The sequence below is a fragment of the Dictyobacter aurantiacus genome (genome assembly GCF_003967515.1).
GTDB classification, from domain to species: Bacteria; Chloroflexota; Ktedonobacteria; order Ktedonobacterales; family Ktedonobacteraceae; genus Dictyobacter; species Dictyobacter aurantiacus.
The window spans coordinates 5668293-5688930 of sequence record NZ_BIFQ01000001.1; the positions used below are offsets into that span (position 1 = coordinate 5668293).

Annotated in this window: 3 protein-coding genes; all 3 read left to right on the forward strand. The window is 65.8% G+C overall.

Translation table 11 applies throughout. From position 1 onward, the window contains the following. Window positions 1–15 precede the first annotated feature (15 nt). From KTT_RS22925 to KTT_RS22935, 3 genes are read left to right on the forward strand one after another with little or no spacing between them, the layout of a single operon-like run. On the forward strand, window positions 16–5181 hold the full coding sequence (locus KTT_RS22925; RefSeq protein WP_126598605.1) for a non-ribosomal peptide synthetase: 5166 nt from the start codon (window positions 16–18) through the stop codon (window positions 5179–5181). Continuing rightward, window positions 5182–17280 (forward strand): non-ribosomal peptide synthetase, encoded by a 12099-nt coding sequence (locus tag KTT_RS22930; RefSeq protein WP_126598607.1) that lies wholly within the window; start codon window positions 5182–5184, stop codon window positions 17278–17280. Beyond that, window positions 17277–20567, forward strand: coding sequence for a non-ribosomal peptide synthetase (locus KTT_RS22935; RefSeq protein WP_126598609.1), 3291 nt, complete (start codon window positions 17277–17279; stop codon window positions 20565–20567). Before KTT_RS22930 ends, KTT_RS22935 begins: the two co-directional genes overlap by 4 nt. Window positions 20568–20638 lie beyond the last annotated feature (71 nt).

Below are 20638 nucleotides of genomic sequence, written 5' to 3' on the forward strand. Positions count from 1 at the left end.
ATTGTGAGAGAGACCATGCAGAGCATAGAGCCTGATGCAACGATATGTGATGATGCCCGGGCGGTGGCCGCGTACAGGGTGATGCGGGAGGATAGCCGCTTCAAGGACGCGTGTCTCGCGCAGCTCTTTGAGGCCCAGGCCGCGCGCAGCCCGGACGCCAGCGCGCTCTGGTGCGACGGCATAGACGTAAGCTACCAGGAGTTGAACGAGCGCGCCAACCAGCTCGCGCACGCCCTGCGCGAGCTTGGCGTGGGTCCCGCTGTGCGCGTGGGCATCTGCCTGGAGCGCTCGGTAGAGATGGCGGTTGGCTTGCTGGGCGTGCTCAAGTCAGGTGGAACGTATGTCCCGCTGGACCCGCAGTATCCAGCTGATCGACTCCACTTCATGCTGGAGGACGCGCGGCCGCTGGCGCTGGTGACGATGGAGCGCCTGCGCGACCGGCTCGGTGCGCAGGAGATCGCCAGTATCTACCTGGACGCCGACCGATCCTCCCTCGCACAGAAGAGCAATGCCAATCCGCGCGCCCTGGCGACCCCGGTCGATATCGCCTACATCATGTACACCTCTGGATCGACGGGACGGCCCAAGGGCGTCATGATCTCGCAGCGCGCCATCGCCAATCGCATCCTCTGGGCGCAGTGCGAGATCCCGCTCATGCCGGGTGATAGCGTCTTTCAACTGACCTCGTTTAGCTTTGATGCCTCAGCCTGGGAGTTTTTCTCTCCCTGGCTGGCTGGCGCGCGGGTCGTACTGGTCGATCCGGCTCGCCAGCTGGACAGCGAGTATCTTGTGCGCCTGATGATTGAGCAGCGCATTACGGTCTCTCACTTTATCGCTTCGCTGCTGCAGGTATTGGTGGAGACGCCGGGATTGGAGCAATGCACCAGCCTGCGCGTCGTGCTCTCGGGTGGCGAGGCCGTCCCCCGCGCCCTGCCGCCGCGCCTGCTGGCTCGCGTCGCGGTTGACTTCTATCAGTTCTATGGTCCGACCGAGGCCGCGGTCAGCGTCACCTCGTGGAAGTACAAGGCCGACAGTGGCCTGCAGAACCTGCCCATCGGCAAGGCGATGCCGGGCATGGAGACGTACGTGCTCGACGACGAGATGCGGCGGGTCCCGGTTGGCGTCGCGGGCGAGCTGTATCTAGGAGGGGTGGAGGGGCTGGCCTATGGATATTTCGAGCGCCCGCAGTTGACGGCCGAGCGCTTTGTGCCGCATCCCTACAGCACGCACCCCGGCGCCCGGCTGTACCGGACCGGCGACCTGGCGCGCTACCTGCCCGATGGCAACCTGGAGTTCCTGGGACGTGTCGACCACCAGGTCAAGGTGCGCGGTATCCGCATCGAGACCGAGGAGATCGAGGCCGCGCTCGATCGCCTGCCGGAGGTCGGAGGCGCGGTGGTACTGGTACGCGAGGATCGGCCGGGCGATAAGCGGCTGGTGGCCTACCTGATTGCTTCGGCCACCTTACGTGGAAGCGAACCTTTGACGGCACGGCAGCTGCGCCAGGCTCTGCAGACCGAGCTGCCGCAGACCATGATCCCGGCGGCTTTCGTCTGGCTGGATGCCTTCCCGCTCACCCCGAACAGCAAGATCGATCGTCGCGCTCTGCCCGCGCCGCGCTGGGAGTTGCTGGATGATCTAAATGAGCAGCAACAGCCCGCGACACCAACCGAGCGGGCCCTGGCTGAAGCCTGGTGTGAGGCCTTTGGCCTCCCCCAGGTGAGCCGGGAGGCGAACTTCTTTGAGCTCGGCGGCCACTCGCTGCTGGCCACGCAGCTGATCTCGCGCGTGCGCCACCACCTCAAGGTCAACCTGCCGGTGCGCGCGCTCTTTGAAGAGCCGACCCTGGCGGCGCTGGCGGCGCGCATCGAGGCGCTGGCGCAGGAAGAGCAGCGCAGCCGTCGTCCAGCGCTGCGCGCGCAGGGGCAGAAGGGCGAGGCCCCGCTGGCTTATGAGCAGGAACAGCTCTGGTTCCTGGCCCAGTTTGATCCGCTCAGCCCCGCCTACAATACGACGCTGCTGCTACAGCTGGAGGGTCCACTGCAGCTGGAGGCGCTGCGTGACAGCCTGAATGATCTGCTGGCGCGGCATGAGAGTTTGCGCACCAGCTTCCACGAACGCGATGGTCAACCCTTTCAGGTTGTCGAGCCCGCGCTGACGCTGGAGCTGCCGCTGCTCGATCTCTCCGAGCGCGACGAGCAAGCGCGACGCCTCGGCTATGAGCAGGCTTGCCAGCAGGAGGCCAACACCCCCTTTGATCTGCGGCAGGCGCCACTGCTGCGCGTACGCCTGGTCCGTATGGCTCCTGAGCGGCACACGCTGCTGCTGACCACCCATCACCTGATCTTTGATGGTCTGTCGCAGGAGATCTTTTTCCGCGAGCTGCGCGCGCTCTACCTGGCCAGAACGACCGGCGCCGGGGAGCCACTGGCGCCGCTGTCGGTGCAGTACAGCGATTACGCTCGCTGGCAGCGTGGCTGGCTGCAGGGCGAGGCTCTGGCCGAGGAACTGGCCTTCTGGCGACAGGAGGTGGCTGGCGCCGCCACCTTCCTCGATCTACCAACCAGCGTCCCACGCGCGACCGCCGCCGGGACCAGTGGCGTGACGCGCCTGTTCTCACTGGCGCCGGAGCTGACGGAGCAGCTGAAGAGCTTCGCGCGCCAGGAGGGCTGCACCCTCTACATGCTGCTGCTGGCGGGACTGGAGGTGCTGCTGAGCCGCTATAGCCGCCAGGAGGACTTCTTGCTGGGCATGCCGGTGCATACGCGCCAGCAGGAAGAAGCCGAAGGGCTGATCGGCATGCTGGTTAACACGCTGGTGGTGCGCGCCGACGTGCAGGGGGAGCCCTCGGGTCGTCAGCTGCTGCACCGCGTGCGTGAGCGCCTGCTGAGCGCGCAGAGCCATGGCGATCTGCCGCTGGAGAAGCTGGTGGAGGCCGTGCGGCCCGAACGCTCCGGTGGGGCGACGCCACTGATCCAGGTGGCCTTTGCCTGGGAGGAGCCGCCGCCAGCTGGTTGGGAGTTCGGACCCGGCCTGAGTCTGCGCGTCGAGCCCTGGGCCAGCCACAGCGCCAAATTCGAGCTGACCTTCTTCGCCTGGGAGACGCCCGATGGCATCCAGGGCATGCTGGAATACAACTCGGTCCTGCACGATGACCAGAGCATGCGGCAGTTGATTGAACACTGGCGGCAGCTCCTGCACGGCCTGGTCAGCCAGCCCGATTGCTCGGTACAGCGGCTGGACCTGCTCACACCGCAGGAGCGCCAGCGGCAGATCGTCGACTGGAATCAGACGCGGCGAGATTTCCCTGTCGATGCCTGCGTCCATGACCTGGTGGAAGAGCAGGCACGGGCACATCCGCAGGCGCCGGCGGTCAGCGACGCGCATCAGACGCTGAGCTACCAGGAGCTCAACGAGCGCGCCAACCGGCTGGCCCACTATCTGCGGGAGCAGGGGGTGGGACCCGAGGTGCGCGTGGGCGTCTGCCTGCCGCGCTCGGTGGAGCTGGTGGTGAGCCTGCTGGCGATCTGGAAGGCGGGGGGGGCCTATGTGCCGCTGGACCCCGGCTATCCACGCGAGCGCCTGACCTACATGCTCAGTGAGGCGCAGGCCTGGCTGGTCATCTCAACGGCAGAGCAGCAGGCCGATCTGCCCGCGACCGGTGTACGCGTGCTTAACCTGTCCACACTGAGTACGGATCTCACGCGGTATCCAGACTCGAATCCCGCTGCGGCGGCAAGTGCCACCAATCTGGCCTATGTGATCTACACTTCGGGCTCAACCGGCGCGCCCAAAGGCGTGCAGGTCACGCAACGCAACATCGTGCAGCTGGTCTACGATCCTGTTTATACCGCGATAACGCCGCAGGACCGCATCGCCTGTGCCTCGAACGTGGCCTTTGACGCGCTGACCTTCGAGGTCTGGGCTCCCCTGACCCGCGGTACCCACCTGGTCTGCCTGAATCAGGACACGATCCTGCAGCCGCGCGCACTCGCGCGAGCGCTGCGCGAGCATGAGATCAGCATCCTCTTCCTGACCACCGCCCTGGGTATCCAGGTGGCGCAGCAAGAGCCGGACGCCTTCAATTCGCTGCGATTCCTCATGCTGGGAGGTGAGGCCATCGATGCGCGCGCGGTCAGGACTGCGCTGCAGGATGGAGCCGCCCGTCGTCTGCTGAACATGTATGGCCCGACCGAATGTACCACCTTTGCGCTCTTCTATCATGTTGATGATGTCGCTGAGGGAGATGTGACGATCCCAATCGGCCGACCCATTGGCAATACGCGAGCCTATGTGCTCGACGCACACCAGCAATTGGTGCCGCCGGGTGTGGTGGGCGAGCTCTATCTGGGCGGTGAAGGTCTCGCGCGCGGTTACCTTAACCAGCCCGCGTTGACCGCCGAACGTTTCGTGCCCGATCCCTGGAGCGGCCAGGATGGCGCGCGCCTCTATCGCACCGGTGACCTGGCGCGGGCGCGTGAGGACGGCGCGCTGATCTTTGTGGGACGTGAGGATGGGCAGGTCAAGCTGCGCGGCTACCGCATCGAGATCGGCGAGATCGAGAGTCGCCTGCTGCGACACCCGGCCGTGCGCGCGGCGACCGTGCTCCTGCGTGAAGATCAGCCGGGCGAGAAGCAGCTGGTGGCTTACCTGGTTGCTCAAGGCGAGGAGAGGCCAGCGCTGGCGACGCTGCGGGCGCATGTGCGCGAGCAGCTGCCGGAATACATGCTGCCCTCGCATTTTGTCTGGCTGGAGCAGCTGCCCTTGACCCCCAACGGCAAGGTGGATAAGCGAGCCCTGCCGGCCCCTTCACGCCAGTTGGGGGAGACCGTGGGTGAGGAGCAGCGGCCGCGCACTGAGCTGGAGGAGGCGCTGGCCATCATCTGGTCGGAGGCCCTGGGGGGCCAGCGCATCGGTCGCGAGGAGAGCTTCTTCGATCTCGGCGGCCACTCGCTGCTGGCCATTCAGCTGATCTCGCGCGTACGCAGTCGCCTGCGCATCGATGTGCCGGTGCGCGCGCTGTTTGAATATCCCACCCTGGCCGGATTCGCGGCCGCCTTGCCCGCATATGAGGCGACGCCCGGACTGGCCAACGCCAGTGCGCGCCTGTATCTGCGCATCCATAAGATGTCACCCGCGGAACTAGAAGCACAGCTTAAAGCAAAGAAGAAGAAGAGTTAAATGACCATGGAGCCAAACGATTACAATCAGGAGCAAGCTTTTTCGGAGCAGCAGAGCGAGCTGTTAGCCCTGCTGCTGGCCGAAGAGGGGTTCAGCCTCTCTACCCGACCGCCACTCACGCGCGGCAGCTACGACGCTGGAGAGCCGATAGCACTGGCCTACGAGCAGGAGCCGCTCTGGTTTCTGGCACAGCTGGAGCCCGGCAATCCCTTCTACAACGTGCCGGTCATGCTGCGCCTGGACGGCCCTTTGCAACAGGAGGCGCTGCGGGCCAGTCTCAACGCCCTGTTGGCGCGTCACGAGAGCCTGCGTACCAGCTTCCACGAGCGAGCCGGCCAGCCCTTCCAGGCTGTCGAACCCGAGCTGACGCTGGACTTGCCGTTGCTCGACCTGTCGACACGCGGCGGTGAGGCGAGGCGGGAAGCCCTGCGGCTGGCGGTGCGACGTGAGGCGGATACCCCCTTCGATCTGCGGCGGGCGCCGCTGGTGAGGGCGCGACTGGTGCGCTGCGGACCAGAGGAACACTATCTGCTCTTCACGGCTCACCATCTTGTCTTCGATGGCTGGTCGCTCGGGGTCTTCTTCCGCGAGCTGAAAGCGCTCTACGGAGCGCTCGTCGCCGGTGAACCGCCCGCCCTGCCTCCGCTACCGATTCAATACGCCGATTATGCGCGCTGGCAGCGCGGCTGGCTGCAGGGCGAGGCCCTGGCTGAAGAGCTGGCCTTCTGGCGGCAGGAGGTGGATGGCGCCGCCACCTTCCTCGATCTGCCAACCACGTATCCACGTACGGGCGCGCCCGGCTTTCAGGGGGCCAGCCAGGAGTTCGCCTTTTCATCAGAGCTGACGGAGCAGCTGAAGGCCCTGGCGCGTCAGGAGGACTGTACCCTCTATATGCTGCTGCTGGCGGGACTGGAGGTGCTGCTGAGCCGCTATAGCTGCCAGGAGGACTTCTTGCTGGGCACGCCGATGCATACGCGGCGCCAGGAGGAGACCGAGGGGCTGATCGGCATGCTGGTCAATACGCTGGTGGTGCGCGCCGACGTGCGGGGGGAGCCTTCGGGTCGCCAGCTGCTGCGCCGCGTGCGTGAGCGCCTGCTGGGCGTGCAGAGCCATGCCGACCTGCCGCTGGAAGAGCTGGTCAAGGCCCTCAATCCCGAGCGTGCGGGCAGCGCCACGCCGCTAGTCCAGGTCGTCTTTGCCTGGGAAGATTTGCCACCGGAACAGCAGGAGCTAGGACCCGGACTGAGCCTGCACATCGAGCCCTGGGTCAGTCACAGCGCCAAATTTGAGCTGACCGTTCTGGCCTGGGAGACGCCCGACGGCATCCGGGGCCAGCTGGAATATAATACGGCCCTGCATGATGGGGCCAGCATGATCCGACTGATTGAGCACTGGCGGCAGCTCTTGCATGGCCTGGTCAGCCAGCCCGAGCGCCCGGTGCAGCGGCTGGACCTGCTCACACCGCAGGAGCGCCAGCGACAGATCGTCGATTGGAATCAGACGCGACAGGAGTTCCCCGCTGAGCGTACGGTCTGCGGTTTGATTGAAGAGCAGGCGCGGACACATGCGCAGGCGCCGGCGGTCAGCGACGCGCAGGAGGCGCTGAGCTACCAGGAGCTCAACGAGCGCGCCAACCGGCTGGCCCACTATCTGCGGGAGCAGGGGGTGGGACCCGAGGTGCGCGTGGGCGCCTGCCTGCCGCGCTCGGTGAAGCTGGTGGTGAGCCTGCTGGCGATCTGGAAGGCGGGCGGGGCCTATGTGCCGCTAGACCCCGGCTATCCACGCGAGCGCCTGACCTATATGCTCAGTGACGCGGGCGCACAGCTGGTGCTGACAGGATCACAGTCACAGGAGAACCTGAGGGAGAGCGACGTCCACGTGCTGTATCTGGATCAGATGGAGTCAGAACTGGCGCTATATCCGACCCTGGATGTAGAGGAAAGCGGGGAAGCGAGCAACCTGGCGTATATCGTCTATACCTCGGGCTCGACTGGCGCGCCCAAAGGCGTGCAGGTCACACAGCGCAACATCATGCAGCTGGCCTACCATCCCTTCTATACCCCGGTCGCGCCCGGTGATCGCGTTGGCTGTGCCTCAAGCGTGGCCTTTGATGCGCTGACCTTCGAGGTCTGGGCCACCCTGGCCCACGGCGCCCACCTGATCTGCCTGGACCAGGACACGATTCTGCAGCCGGGCGCGCTGGCACGAGCGCTGCGCGAGCAGCAGGTCAGCAATCTCTTCCTGACCACAGCGCTGGTAAACCAGGTGGCGCAGCAGGAACCGGGCGCCTTCAGTCTGTTGCGTTCGCTCTCGTTTGGCGGCGAGGCCGTTGAGCCGCGCTGGATTCGAGCCATCCTGCGCGCCGGTGCCCCACAGCGGCTGGTGCACATGTATGGTCCGGCTGAATGCACCACCTATGCGCTCTTCTATCATGTTGATGATGTCGCTGAGGGAGATGTGACGATCCCGATTGGCCGGCCCATCGGCAATACGCGGGCCTATGTGCTCGACGCGTATCAGCAGCTGGTGCCGCCGGGCGTGGTGGGCGAGCTCTATCTGGGCGGTGAAGGCGTGACGCGTGGCTATCTCAACCAGCCCGCCCTGACCACCGAACGCTTCGTGCCCGACCCCTGGAGCGACCGGCCGGGCGCGCGCCTCTATCGCACCGGTGACCTGGTGCGGGCGCGTGAGGATGGCGCGCTGATCTTTGTGGGACGTGAGGACGGGCAGGTCAAGCTGCGCGGCAACCGCATCGAGGTCGGTGAGATCGAGAGTCGCCTGCTGCGACACCCGGCCGTGCGCGCGGCGACCGTGCTCCTGCGCGAGGATCGACCGGGGGAGAAGCGCCTCGTCGCCTATCTGGTGGGCCAGGACGAGCAGCGGCCCACACCGGCCGAGATCCGCGCCTATGCGCGTGAGCAGTTGCCGGAATACATGCTGCCCTCGGCCGTTGTCTGGCTGGAGCAGCTGCCCTTGACCCCCAATGGCAAGGTCGATAAGCGGGCGCTACCCGCGCCCGGACGCGAGTCTGAGGAGGCCGTGAGCGAGGAGCAGCTGCCGCGCCCCGGCCGTGAGATGGAGCTGGCCGCCATCTGGTCGCAGGTTCTGGGTGTTGAGCAGATTGGTCGCGAGGCCAACTTCTTTGATCTCGGCGGCCACTCGCTGCTGGCCACACAGCTGATCTCACGCGTGCGCGACGCGTTCAATATCGAGCTACCCCTGCGCACGCTGTTTGAAGCGCCGACGCTGGCGGCCTTCGCCGCCCAGCTCGGGACGTCAGTGGCCGGAGATGAGTCGCAGCGATCGCTAATCCCCAGGGTCGCGCGCGAGGGTCAGCTGCGCCCCTCCTTTTCGCAGGAGCGCTTCTGGTTCCTCAACCAGCTCGATCCGCAGAGCACCGCCTATAACATGCCGGTCGCCTACCGCTTGAGCGGACAGCTGCGGCTGGATGTGCTGCGGCGCAGCCTGGCCGAGATCATCCGGCGTCACGAGTCCCTGCGCACCACCTTTGTAGAGGAGGATGGCGTACTGCTGCAGCGCATCTCGCCACAGCTCGAACTGGCCCTGCCAGAGATCGATCTGACCGGTCTGCCCGCGGATGAGTGGGAGGCCGAGGTGCAGCGGCGCCTGACCGGCGAGGCCCGCCAGCCATTTGATCTTCAGCATGGACCCCTCTTGCGCGCCACGCTGCTGCGACTGGACACCGAGGAGCATGTGCTCTTTTTGAACATGCACCATATCATCTCGGATGGCTGGTCGCTGAGCGTCTTTAGCAGGGAGTTCACGGAGCTCTATCGCGCCTACGCGCAGGATCGCCCCTCGCCGCTGGCCGAGCTTAGCGTGCAGTATGCCGACTATGCCAGCTGGCAGCGTGATCTCCTGCGGGGACAGGCCCTGGATGAGCAGCTGTCGTACTGGAAAGAGCAGCTGGCCGACCGCCCACCCGCGCTGGAGCTACCCATCGACTATCCTCGCGGTGCTACCCAGAACTTCGAGGGCGCCGGTCGCGAACTGCTCCTCCCACCCGAACTGGCCGACAGGCTCAAGGCGTTGAGCCAGCGCCAGGACGGCACGCTGTTCATGACGCTGCTGGCCGCCTTCGCCATCCTGCTGGGACGCTACAGCGGGCAGGATGACCTGCTGGTGGGCGTGCCCATCGCCGGGCGCACGCGCCCCGAGTTCGAAGAGCTGGTCGGCCTGTTCCTGAACACGCTGGTCTTGCGCGTCAGGCTGGAGGACGCGCCTACGTTCACCGAGCTGCTGGCCCGCGTACGCGAGGCAACGCTGGGAGCGTACGCGCACCAGGACCTGCCCTTTGAGTACCTGGTAGAGGTCTTGCAGCCCGAGCGCCATCTGAACCGCAACCCGCTCTACGAGGTGATGCTGAACCTGGTCAACCTGCCCCAGAGCGATCTGAGCCTGCCGGAGCTGCGGGTGAGCAGCGTGGAGCTCAGCGAGCCCGAGGCCAAGCTGCCCATCACCCTGTATATCTATGAGCGCCAGGATGGGCTGCTGGTGCAGCTGGTCTACCAGCGCGCCCTATTCTCGGACCAGCGCATGCGCCTGCTGCTGAACCAGTTCCAGGTTCTGCTGGAACAGATCGCCGACGAGCCCGGGCGCGTGGTGGACAGCTACTCGCTGCTGACTCCTGCATCACGCCACCTTATCCCGGACCCGACCGTGGTGCTGCCCGAGCCATACTGCGAGCCGATCACCAACCTGATCAAGGTCTGGGCCAGCGATCCGCGCGACCTGGTTGCCGTCTGGCAGGCGGGTCGCCAGTGGAGCTATCGCGAACTGATCGAGCGGGCGGACGTCATCGCGCGCACGCTGGTGAAGCTTGGTATCAGACGTGGCGATGCCGTGGCCATCCAGGGGACGCGCAGCTTCGGACTGTACGCCACGCTGGTGGGGACCCTCATGAGTGGTGGCGTGTTGCTGACGCTGGAGCGCTCGCTGCCCCTGCGTCGTCAGGAGATCATGGCCCACGAGGCGGACGCCCGCTACCTGGTCCGCATCGATGCGCACGCGGATGAAGACCTGGGAGAACTGGGGACCCTCGGCTCGTTCGTCGTTGATAGCCTGAGCGGCATGATCGTGGGCGAGTCTGAGGAGGACCTGCGGGCGATTGAGCTGCCCGAGATCATGCAGGATGATGCGGCCTACCTGGTCTTCACCTCGGGAACGACGGGCGTGCCCAAGGGCGTGCTGGGACGGCACAAGAGCCTGAGCCACTTTCTGAGCTGGCAGCGCAGCACCTTTGAGATGGGACCCGGCGACCGCTGCGCGCAGATGGCCTTGATCTCGTTCGACATGTTCTGGCGCGATGTCTTCATGCCCCTGGTGAGCGGGGCCACGCTCTACCTGCCCGAGGAGTACGCCGAGCTGATGCCTGAGCGCATCCTGCCCTGGCTGGCGCGCGAAGGGATTACATCCCTGCATATCGTGCCGACGATGGCGCAGAGCTGGCTGAACGACGAACGCTTCGGCATGCCTCTGCCGGCCATGCGTCGCGTCTTCTTCGCCGGCGAACCCCTGCCGGATCGGCTGGTCCAGCGCTGGCGCGCGGTGTTTGGGCGCGAGGGCACGATCCTCAACCTCTATGGTCCGGCCGAGACGACGCTGGCCAAGTCCTGCTACTGGGTCCCCGAGGATGATATGCTGCCGGGCATCCAGCCAGCCGGCTGGCCGCTGCCCGAGGCGCAGATGCTGGTGATGGGCCGTGGCGGCCAGCTCTGCGGCATTGGCGAGCCGGGCGAGATCGTGATCCGCACGCCATTCCGCAGCCTGGGCTACGTCAACGTCTCCGAGGAGAATCGCCGTCGCTTTCTCAAGAATCCCTTCCGTGACGATGAGCGCGACGTGCTCTACCGCAGCGGTGATCGCGGACGCTATGCCCTGGATGGGAAGCTCGAGATCCTTGGCCGCGTCGATGAGCAGGTGAAGATTCGCGGCGTGCGCGTGGAGCCGCCCGAGATCGAGATGGCGCTGCAGCAGCATCCGGCCATCAAGACGGCGGTGGTGCGCGCCTATACGGAGCCGGGTGAGTCCGAGAAGCGGCTAGCCGTCTATATGGTGCCGCTCGGCGAGCGAGAGAGTACGCCAACGGAGCCCGAACTGCGGCGTTTCCTGCGCGCGACCCTGCCGGAATATATGGTCCCCTCCGCCTTTATCTGGCTTGAGGAACTGCCCTTGACGCGCAACGGCAAGCTGGACTGGCGTGCCCTGCCGGTCCCCGAGGCGACCGTGGCGGCGAGCGAGCACTATAGCGCGCCGCGCACCCTGATCGAGGAGCAGGTGGTCGGCATCTGGGCGCAGGTCCTCAAGCGCCCGCTGGTCGGCATCCACGACAACTTCTTTGAGCTCGGCGGCCACTCGCTGCTGGGAGTACAGATCATCTCACGCCTGCGCGAGGCCTGCCAGGTCGAGGTGCCGCTGCGCGCCCTCTTCGAGGCGCAGACCGTCGCGGCCCTGGCCGAGCGCATCGAGCAGCTCAGGGCACATGAGCAGAGCGCGCAGGCTCGCGCCATCACCCGTGTCGATCGCCGTGGTGAGCTCCCGCTCTCCTTCCCACAGCAGCGCCTCTGGTTCCTTGACCAGTGGGAGCCCAACAACCCGTTCTTCAACGTCTCGCGGCTGGTGGAGATCCAGGGACCCCTGGATGTCGATCTGCTCAAGCGCTGCCTGAACGAGATCGTGCGCCGCCACGAGGCACTGCGTACGATCATCGTGGCGCGCCAGGGCCGGCCATCCCAGGTTATCCTGCCCGAGCTGCACCTGGAGGTAGAGGTGGTGGACCTGGAGGGACTGCCAGAAGGCGAGCGCGCGGCGGAGAAGCAGCGCCAGGCGCAGCAGGAGGCGCGGCGCCCCTTCGATCTGAGCCGTGGACCGCTGATCCGCGCGCGTCTATTGCGTCTGGGTGAGGTGGAGCACGTGCTCTCTCTGACCGTCCACCATATCGTCTCTGATGCCTGGTCGCTCAGCGTCCTGCTGCGCGAGCTGGGCATCCTTTATGATGCCTGGAGCGAGGACGAGCGGAGCCAGCCACTGGCGGAACTGCCGGTGCAGTACGTCGACTTCACCCTGTGGCAGAGTGAACGCCTGCGCGACGTACTGGACGGCGCGACCCTGATGGAGCGGCAGCTGGCGTACTGGCGCGAGCATCTACGGGGCGCGCCGCCTATGCTGTCCCTGCCGAGTGATCGTCCGCGCCCACCGCTGCAGACCTTCCGTGGCGCGCAATATCCATTCACGGTGCCGGATGGCCTCACCGCTGAGATCAAGGAGCTGGCCCGGCGCGAGGGTGTTACGCTCTCAATGACCATGCTGGCCGCGTTCCAGACGCTGCTCTATCGCTATACGGGGCAGGCTGATCTGGTGATCGGCTCGACCAACGCCAATCGTACGCACGTCGAGATCGAGAACCTGATCGGCTGCTTCTTCGACATTCAGGCCCTGCGCACCAGCCTGGCCGGTGATCCGACCTTCCGCGAACTGCTGGGGCGTGTGCGCGAGGTCGCCCTGGGTGCCTACACCAATCAGGATCTCCCCTTCGGCAAGATCGTCGAAGAGCTGCAGCCCGAGCGCAGCCTGAGCTATCCCCCCTATTTCCAGGTCGCGTTCTCCCTGCAGCACATGCCGGTGATGACGCTGGACCTGGCACGCATCCGCCTGCGGCTGCTTGACATCGATACGGGCTCGGCGCGCCTGGACCTGATGATCTTCCTGTGGGAACATGAGCAGCAGATGGTTGGCACCATCGAGTACAACACCGACCTGTTCGACGCCAGTACCATCGGACGCTTTATCGCGCACTACCGGCGCCTGCTGGAAGGCATCGTCGAGCAGCCCGAGCAGTGCATCGGGTCTCTGCCGCTTCTCCCCGAAGAGGAGCTCTCCCACCTGCTTGGTGACTGGAGTTGCGACGGCGGCGCTGCTCTTTCGGACCAGATGCGGCAGCGGGCGTGCCAGGCGCTTCAGCTCTCGGAGGAGGGTGAGCTGCATGCCTACGTGCTTGATGAACGGATGCAGCTCGCGCCGATCGGCGTGCCAGGAATGTTGTTTGTTGGTCGGCAGCTGGCAGAGGGAGCTCTGTATGGGAGCGGCGAGCTGGCGCGCTATACCGCCGAGGGGATACTGGAGCGGCTGGGGCCGCTGGAGCGCCAGGTTGAGCTGCGCGGCCATCGCATCCGGCTGGGCGAGATCGAAGCGGCGCTGCAATCGCATCCTGGCGTGCGTGAGTGCGCCGTGGTCGTGCGCGAGGACGAGCCGGGCGAGCGCGAGCTGGTCGCCTACGTGGCGCCTCATCAAGATCTGTCGCGTCCAACCAGCGGCGAGCTGGAGCAGTATCTGGCGCAGCGCCTGCCCGACTACCTGCTGCCGTCCCGGTTCGTCCGGGTTGCTACTTTCCAGCTGGACGAGTCCGGAACGATCGACTATCAGGCCCTGCCGCGTCCCGAGGTGGAGCCCGAGGATACGACTGTGCAGTCCGAGGGCGCGACCCGCGGCGCCATTGAGGAGCAGCTTATCGCCATCTGGACCGAGCTGCTTGACCCCGAAGAGGTCGCGCTGGGAACGTTTGGCGATCCGGCGGACGGCATCGGTATCCACGACGACTTCTTCGCGCTCGGCGGCCACTCGCTACTGGTGACGCAGGTGATGTCTCGCGTGCAGGAAACCTTTGGCGTCGATCTGCCGCTGGCCGACTTCTTTGAGTCCTCAACCATCGCCGAACTGGCCGCGCAGATCGAGGCGGCGCAACTGCTGGCGGCTGGACAGCGCCAGGCCCCGCCGCTGCTGCCGGTCGCCCGTACTGGTCCGCTGGCGCTCTCGTTCGCGCAGGAGCGACTCTGGTTTCTGCAGCAGCTGGAGGAGGATAGCGCGGCCTATGTCATCATGGGTCCCCGGCGCATCAGTGGTCAGCTGAACATCGCCGCGCTTGAACGTAGCCTGGGACTGCTGGTCGAGCGGCACGAGTCCCTGCGCACCGTCATCGTGGTGGACGAAGATGGTCATCCCGGTCAGTTCGTGCTGCCACAGGTGCGCATCGAGCTGCCGCTGGATGATCTGAGTGGTCTGCCCGAGGATGAGCAGCAGCGGCGCGTGCAGCGCGTCGCCGACGAGGAGATGAACACGCCGTTCGACCTGGCGCGCGGTCCGCTGCTGCGGGCTCGCCTGCTGCGCCTGGGTGAGCTGAGCTTTGTGCTGCTGATTACCGTGCACCACATCGCCTCGGATGGCTGGTCGCAGGGCATCCTGTATCGAGAGCTGGCGGCCTTCTATACGGCGGTGTGCGCCGGGCAGCAGGCACAGCTGCCCGCGCTGCCCATCCAATACGCCGACTACGCGGTCTGGCAGCGCGACTGGCTGCGTGGAGAAGTTATGGAGGCCGAGGTCGCCTACTGGCGCGAGCAGCTGGCGGGCGCGCCCCCGGTGCTGGAGCTGCCAACTGACCGGCCACGACCCCCGGCGCAGAGCTTCGCCGGCGCCATCTATAGCTTTAGCCTGTCGCCCGAGCTGGCCGCCGGCGTGCGCGCCCTCAGTCAGCGCGAGGACGCGACGCTGTTCATGACGCTGCTGGCCGCCTTCCAGGTGCTGCTGCGCTACTATAGCGGCCAGGAAGATATCGTGGTTGGCACCCCCATCGCCAACCGCACGCACATCGAGACCGAGGGGCTGATCGGCTTCTTCGTCAACACGCTGGCGCTGCGCGCCGATCTGTCCGGAGATCCGACTTTCCGCGAGCTGCTAGGACGCGTGCGCCAGGTAGCCCTGGGCGCCTACACCCACCAGGAGCTCCCCTTCGAGAAGCTTGTCGAGGCCCTGCAGCCCGAGCGCAGCCTGAGCCATAACCCGCTCTTCCAGGTCCTCTTCGCGCTGCAGAACATGGCGGTGGACGCCCTGACCCTGCCCGGCGCGGTGGTCGAGGCCCAGCTGCTCGCCGTGGCGGTCTCCAAGTTCGATCTCAGCCTCTACCTCTCCGAGAATGTGGACGGCACCATGCAGGGGATGGTCGAGTATAGTACGGACCTGTTCGAGCAGGCGAGCATCGAGCGCATGGTGCGCCACTACCAGGCTTTGCTTGAGCAGCTGGTGCAGGAGCCAGGGATGCGCCTTAGCCAGGCGCGGCTCCTGGACGCGCGTGAGCGTGAGCAGATCGTTGCCTGGAACAGCACCGAGGTATCCTTCGCGAACGAGGAGACGCACCTGGCGCGTCTATTTGAGGAGCAGGCGGCGCGCACTCCCGAGGCGAGCGCCCTCATCTACGGCGACCAGCGGATGAGCTACCGCGAGCTGGACCGGCGCGCCAACCAGCTGGCTCACGCCCTGCGCGCGCGTGGGGTGGGGCCCGAGACGCGCGTTGGTCTGTGCCTGGAACCAACGCCGGAGCTGTACGTGGGCCTGCTCGGCATCCTCAAAGCCGGAGGGGTCTATGTCCCCCTCGATCCCGATTATCCGACTGAGCGGCTGGCCCTGATGGTCGCGGACTCAGGGGCGCCGCTGGTCGTGACGCTGTCGCAGCTGCGTGGACGCCTCCTGGAAGGCGCCGCCAGCTTCCTCTGCCTGGATGCCGACCGGGAGGAGATCATGAGCATGGCGCAGGAGCCGCCGCGCGTCTCTATTCATCCGGAGAGCCTGGCCTATGTGATCTACACCTCGGGCTCGACTGGCAGACCAAAGGGCGTGCTGGCGACGCAGCGCGCCACGCTCAACCGTCTGCACTGGATGTGGCGCAGCTATCCCTTCGCCGCCGATGAGATCTGCTGCCAGAAGACCTCGCTGAGCTTTGTGGACGCGGTCTGGGAGATCTTTGGTCCCCTGCTGCAGGGGGTGCCGACGGTGCTGATCTCCAGGGAGCAGTTGCGCGAGCCACGCGACCTCGTGGAGACGCTGTCCGGTCAGCGCGTATCGCGTTTGGTGCTGGTCCCCTCGCTGCTGCAGGGACTGCTCGACCTGGATGAGCGACTGGGCGAGCGCCTGCCCGCTCTCAAGCTGTTGAGCTGTAGTGGCGAAGTCCTGACGTTGCCGCTGCTACGGCGTTTCCAGCAGGCGTTCCCTGGCTGTACAATGCTGAACCTGTATGGCTCCTCTGAGGTGGCGGCCGATGCCACCTGCTATGAGGTGCCCGCCGGCTCCGCGCCCGCCACCCATGTCTCAATCGGGCGCCCGATCGCCAATCTGCGCGTCTATATCCTGGATCAGCAGATGGTGCTGCTGCCGGTGGGCGTGGCGGGCGAGCTCTACATCGGGGGCGCCGGAGTCGCCAGGGGCTACCAGGGCCGCGCCGACCTGACGGCCGAGCGCTTCCTGCCCGATCCCTTCAGCTCAGAGCCCGGTGGACGGCTCTACCGGACCGGTGATCGCGCGCGCTACCTGCCCGACGGCAGCATCGAATACCTCGGGCGCAGCGATCAGCAGATCAAGCTGCATGGCTTCCGCATCGAGCTGGAGGAGGTCGCGGCGGCGCTCAGGCGTGATGGACGCCTGCGCGAGGTCGCGCTCCAGCTGTGGCACGACCCGGCGGGCGAGCCACGTCTCGTCGCCTATCTCGTCGCTGGCGCGGAGCCGCCACCGACCGTTCAGGAGCTGCGCGCCGGACTGCAGCGGCAGCTGCCAGCCTACATGCTGCCCGCGCTGTTCGTCTTCCTGGACCAGCTGCCGCTGCTGCCCAATGGCAAACTGAACCGGCAGGCGCTGCCGGCGCCCCATCCCGAGCGGCAGGACCCCAACGACGACGATCAGCAGCCACAGTCCCCAGTTGAGGAGGCGCTGGCCGCCATCTGGTGTGAGGTCCTGCACCTGAAACATGTTGGCCGGCGGCAGAGCTTCTTCGAGCTCGGCGGCGATTCCATCCTGACCATCCAGGTTGTCACGCGCGCCCTGCGCCAGGGTCTGCAGCTAAGCGCCAGGCAGATATTCCAGCACCAGAGCATCGCCGAGCTCGCCGCCGTCGTCGAGCACAGCGACGAGTTCGATGAACAGGAGGAGGCCGAGGAAGCGCAGGGCGAGTTTCCATTGGCGGATCTCAATCCCGGAGAGCTTGGCACGCTGGCAAGCCTGCTTGGAAAAATGAGCAATACAGAGGAGCCATCCAGATGAGCTTTGATAACGTTGAGGACATCTATGTCCTCTCGCCGATGCAGCAGGGAATGCTGTTTCACACCCTGTACACCCCCAACGCGGGCGCGTACATCCTGCAGTCCGGCTGGGAGCTGCGGGGCGAGCTGAACGAGGGAGCGTTCAGGGCCGCCTGGCAGTATGTGATCGAGCGCCGCTCGATCCTGCGCACCGGCTTTGTCTGGGAGGGACTGGAGAAGCCGCTACAGGTCGTGTTGCGCAGCGCCGAGGTTCCCTGGCGGCAACATGATTGGCGTGGGCGCGCGCCTGATGAGCAGGAGGCCAGCTGGGAACGGCTGCTGGAGGAGGATCGCGGCAACCCGTTCGCGCTCGACAAGGCGCCCCTGATGAGGTTCCAACTCGTACGCCTGGATGAGCGCCTGTATCGCTTCGCCTGGAGCTATCATCACATGCTGCTGGATGGCTGGAGCTCGCCCCTGGTACTCAAGGATGTCTTCTCAGCCTACAAGGCCCTGGACGCTGGACGCGCCCCCACATTGGAGAAGCGCCGCCCCTATCGCGATTACATCGCCTGGCTGCAGAAGCAGGACCTGAAGGCCTCCGAAACCTTCTGGCGCCAGAACCTGCGCGGCTTTAGCGAGGCCATCCAGCCGATCGATCTGTCCGTGAGGCAGACTCCGAAGCGGCGCCAGCCCTCAGCGGGAGAAACGCAAGCAAGCCGGTTTGGGGAGCAGACGCTGGTCATCTCAGAGCAGGCTACCTCTGCCCTGCAGTCCTTCGCCCGCGCGCATCAACTGACCCTCAACACGCTGCTGCAGGGGGCCTGGGCCCTGCTGCTGGGCCGCTATAGCGGAGCCGAAGACATCGTCTACGGCACCGTCGTCGCTGGCCGACCGGCGACCGTGCCCGGCGTCGAGTCGATGATCGGCCTCTTCGTGAATACGCTGCCTTTTCGTATTGCCTTGAAGCATCACCCATCCCTGGCGGACAGTATCGACCTGATCACCTGGCTGAAGGATCTGCAGGATCGGCAGGCTGAACTGCGCCAGTACGAGTACAGCCCACTGATGCAGATTCAGGCCTGGAGCGAGGTGCCGCGCGGTCAGCCCCTCTTCGAGAGCATCCTGGCCTTCGAGAACTACCCGCAGGTCGAGCTGGACAGCGCCGCTGAGACGCGGCTGCGCGTCGCGCCGCTCTCGGCCAGCGCGCGCACGCACTATCCCCTGGAGCTGGTCGTAGTGCCCCGGCAGACGCTGGGGCTGCGGCTCAGCTACGATCGTGAGCGTTTCGCGCCCGAGACGATTGAGCGCATGCTGGCTCACCTGCGCTTCCTGCTGCATTCGCTGCCGTCGGACGGCGCGCTGGCTCCGCAGCTGGTGATGCTGAACGCCAACGAGCGCGACCAGCTGCAGCCACCATCCGAGCCGCCTGCGGAACTGATGGAGATGGATGTCGATGACGCGCGCCTGCGCTGCCTCCATCAACTCTTTGAGGAGCAGGTGGAGCGCCGGCCCGCCGCGCCCGCCGTCATCTTCGGAGCGGAGTCACTGACCTACGGTGAGCTCAATCGGCGCGCCAACCGGCTCGCGCGCTACCTGCGACAGCGCGGGGTAGGACCGGAGGTATGCGTCGCCGTCTTCATGAAGCGCTCGCTTGAGCTGATCGTCAGCCTGCTGGCGATCGTCAAGGCCGGTGGCTGCTATGTTCCCCTGGATCCGGCCTATCCAGGCGAGCGCCTGACCTATATCCTTGACGAGGTACGGGCGCCGCTTGTGCTCACCTCGCGCGCGCTGAGCGAGCACCTGCCGCAGACCGACAGCGGCGTGCTGGCGGTGGATGATCTGGACGAGCAGCTGGCGCGCCAGGACGACACCAATCTGGAGAGCCGTGGGCATAGCGCCCGGCTCGCCAATATTATGTATACCTCTGGTTCGACCGGGCGGCCCAAAGGAACCATGATCGCGCACCGCTCGATCGTGAACCTGGTTTATCGTCCGACGTACGTGCGCATCGATGAGGAGGACTCGCTGCTGCTCTTCTCCTCCATCGCCTTTGATGTCGCTACCTTTGAGATCTGGGGCAGCCTGCTCAATGGGGCGCGGCTGGTGGTGGCGCCGGCTGACCTCTCTTCGCTGGATGAGCTGGCCGAGACCATTCGGGGGCAGCGGGTCAGCGTCCTCTGGCTGACGAGCGGCATCTTCAACCAGATGGTGGAGACGCATCTCGATGGGCTGCGCGGCGTCAAGCGGCTGATGACGGGCGGCGAAGCGCTCTCCGCCTCCCACGTGCGCCGCGCGCTGGATGAGCTGACCGGCTGCCAGATCATCAACGGCTACGGGCCGACCGAGAACACCACCTACGCCTGCACCTACGCCGTGCCTGCCGATGACACCCTTGAGCCGTCGGTGCCCATCGGGCGACCGCTGACCAACATCAGTGCCTATGTACTGGATGAGCACATGCAGCGGGTCTTGCCGGGGGCTATCGGCGAGCTCTACCTGGGAGGTGAAGGCGTGGCGCGCGGCTACTTCAAGCAACCAGCGCTGACCGCTGAACGCTTTGTGCCCGATCCCTTCAGCCCGCAACCGGGCGCGCGGCTGTATAAAACCGGCGACCAGGCGCGCCAGCTGGAAGATGGGACGCTGCTCTTCGAGGGTCGCGCCGATAAGCAGGTCAAGCTGCGCGGCTACCGCATCGAGTGCGGTGAGATCGAGGCGCGGCTGCTTGAGCATCCCGCCGTTCGCTCGGCGGCGGTACTCTTACGCGAGGATCGTCCGGCGGAGAAGCAGCTGGTGGCCTACCTCGTTCCCACGGGGCCGAGCGAGCGACCAGCTGCCGGCGAGCTGCGCGCCTATCTGCAGACATGGTTGCCAGCCTACATGCTGCCCGGCGCCTATGTGTGGCTGGAGCGTCTGCCGCTAACCCCCAATGGCAAGCTAGACCAGCGGGCGCTGCCACCGCCTGAGCGCCAGGGAGGTGAATCGACCTATCTCGCGCCGCGTACGCCGGTGGAAGAGCAGCTGGCCGCCCTGTGGGCCGCCCTATTCAAGCTGGAGCGCGTCGGCATCACCGACAACTTCTTTGAGCTTGGCGGCCACTCTATCCTGGCCATTCGCCTGATCGGGCAGGTCCAGGCCGCCTTCGGGGTGCAGGTCCCGCTGAGCGTTCTCTTCGAGCAGCCAACGGTGATGGGCATGGCGCTCGCCATCGTCCAACAGCAGATGGAGCAGAACGACGATGATGAGCTTGAGCGCTTGCTGGCCGAAGTCGAAGGTCTCGCGGCGCAAACCGACAATCAGGTATCGTAGGGTGTCATTCATTTTGTTGCAAGAAGAGAAGAGAACCTACTGCTTTGTCAAACTTCGTTTGATGGATTGTT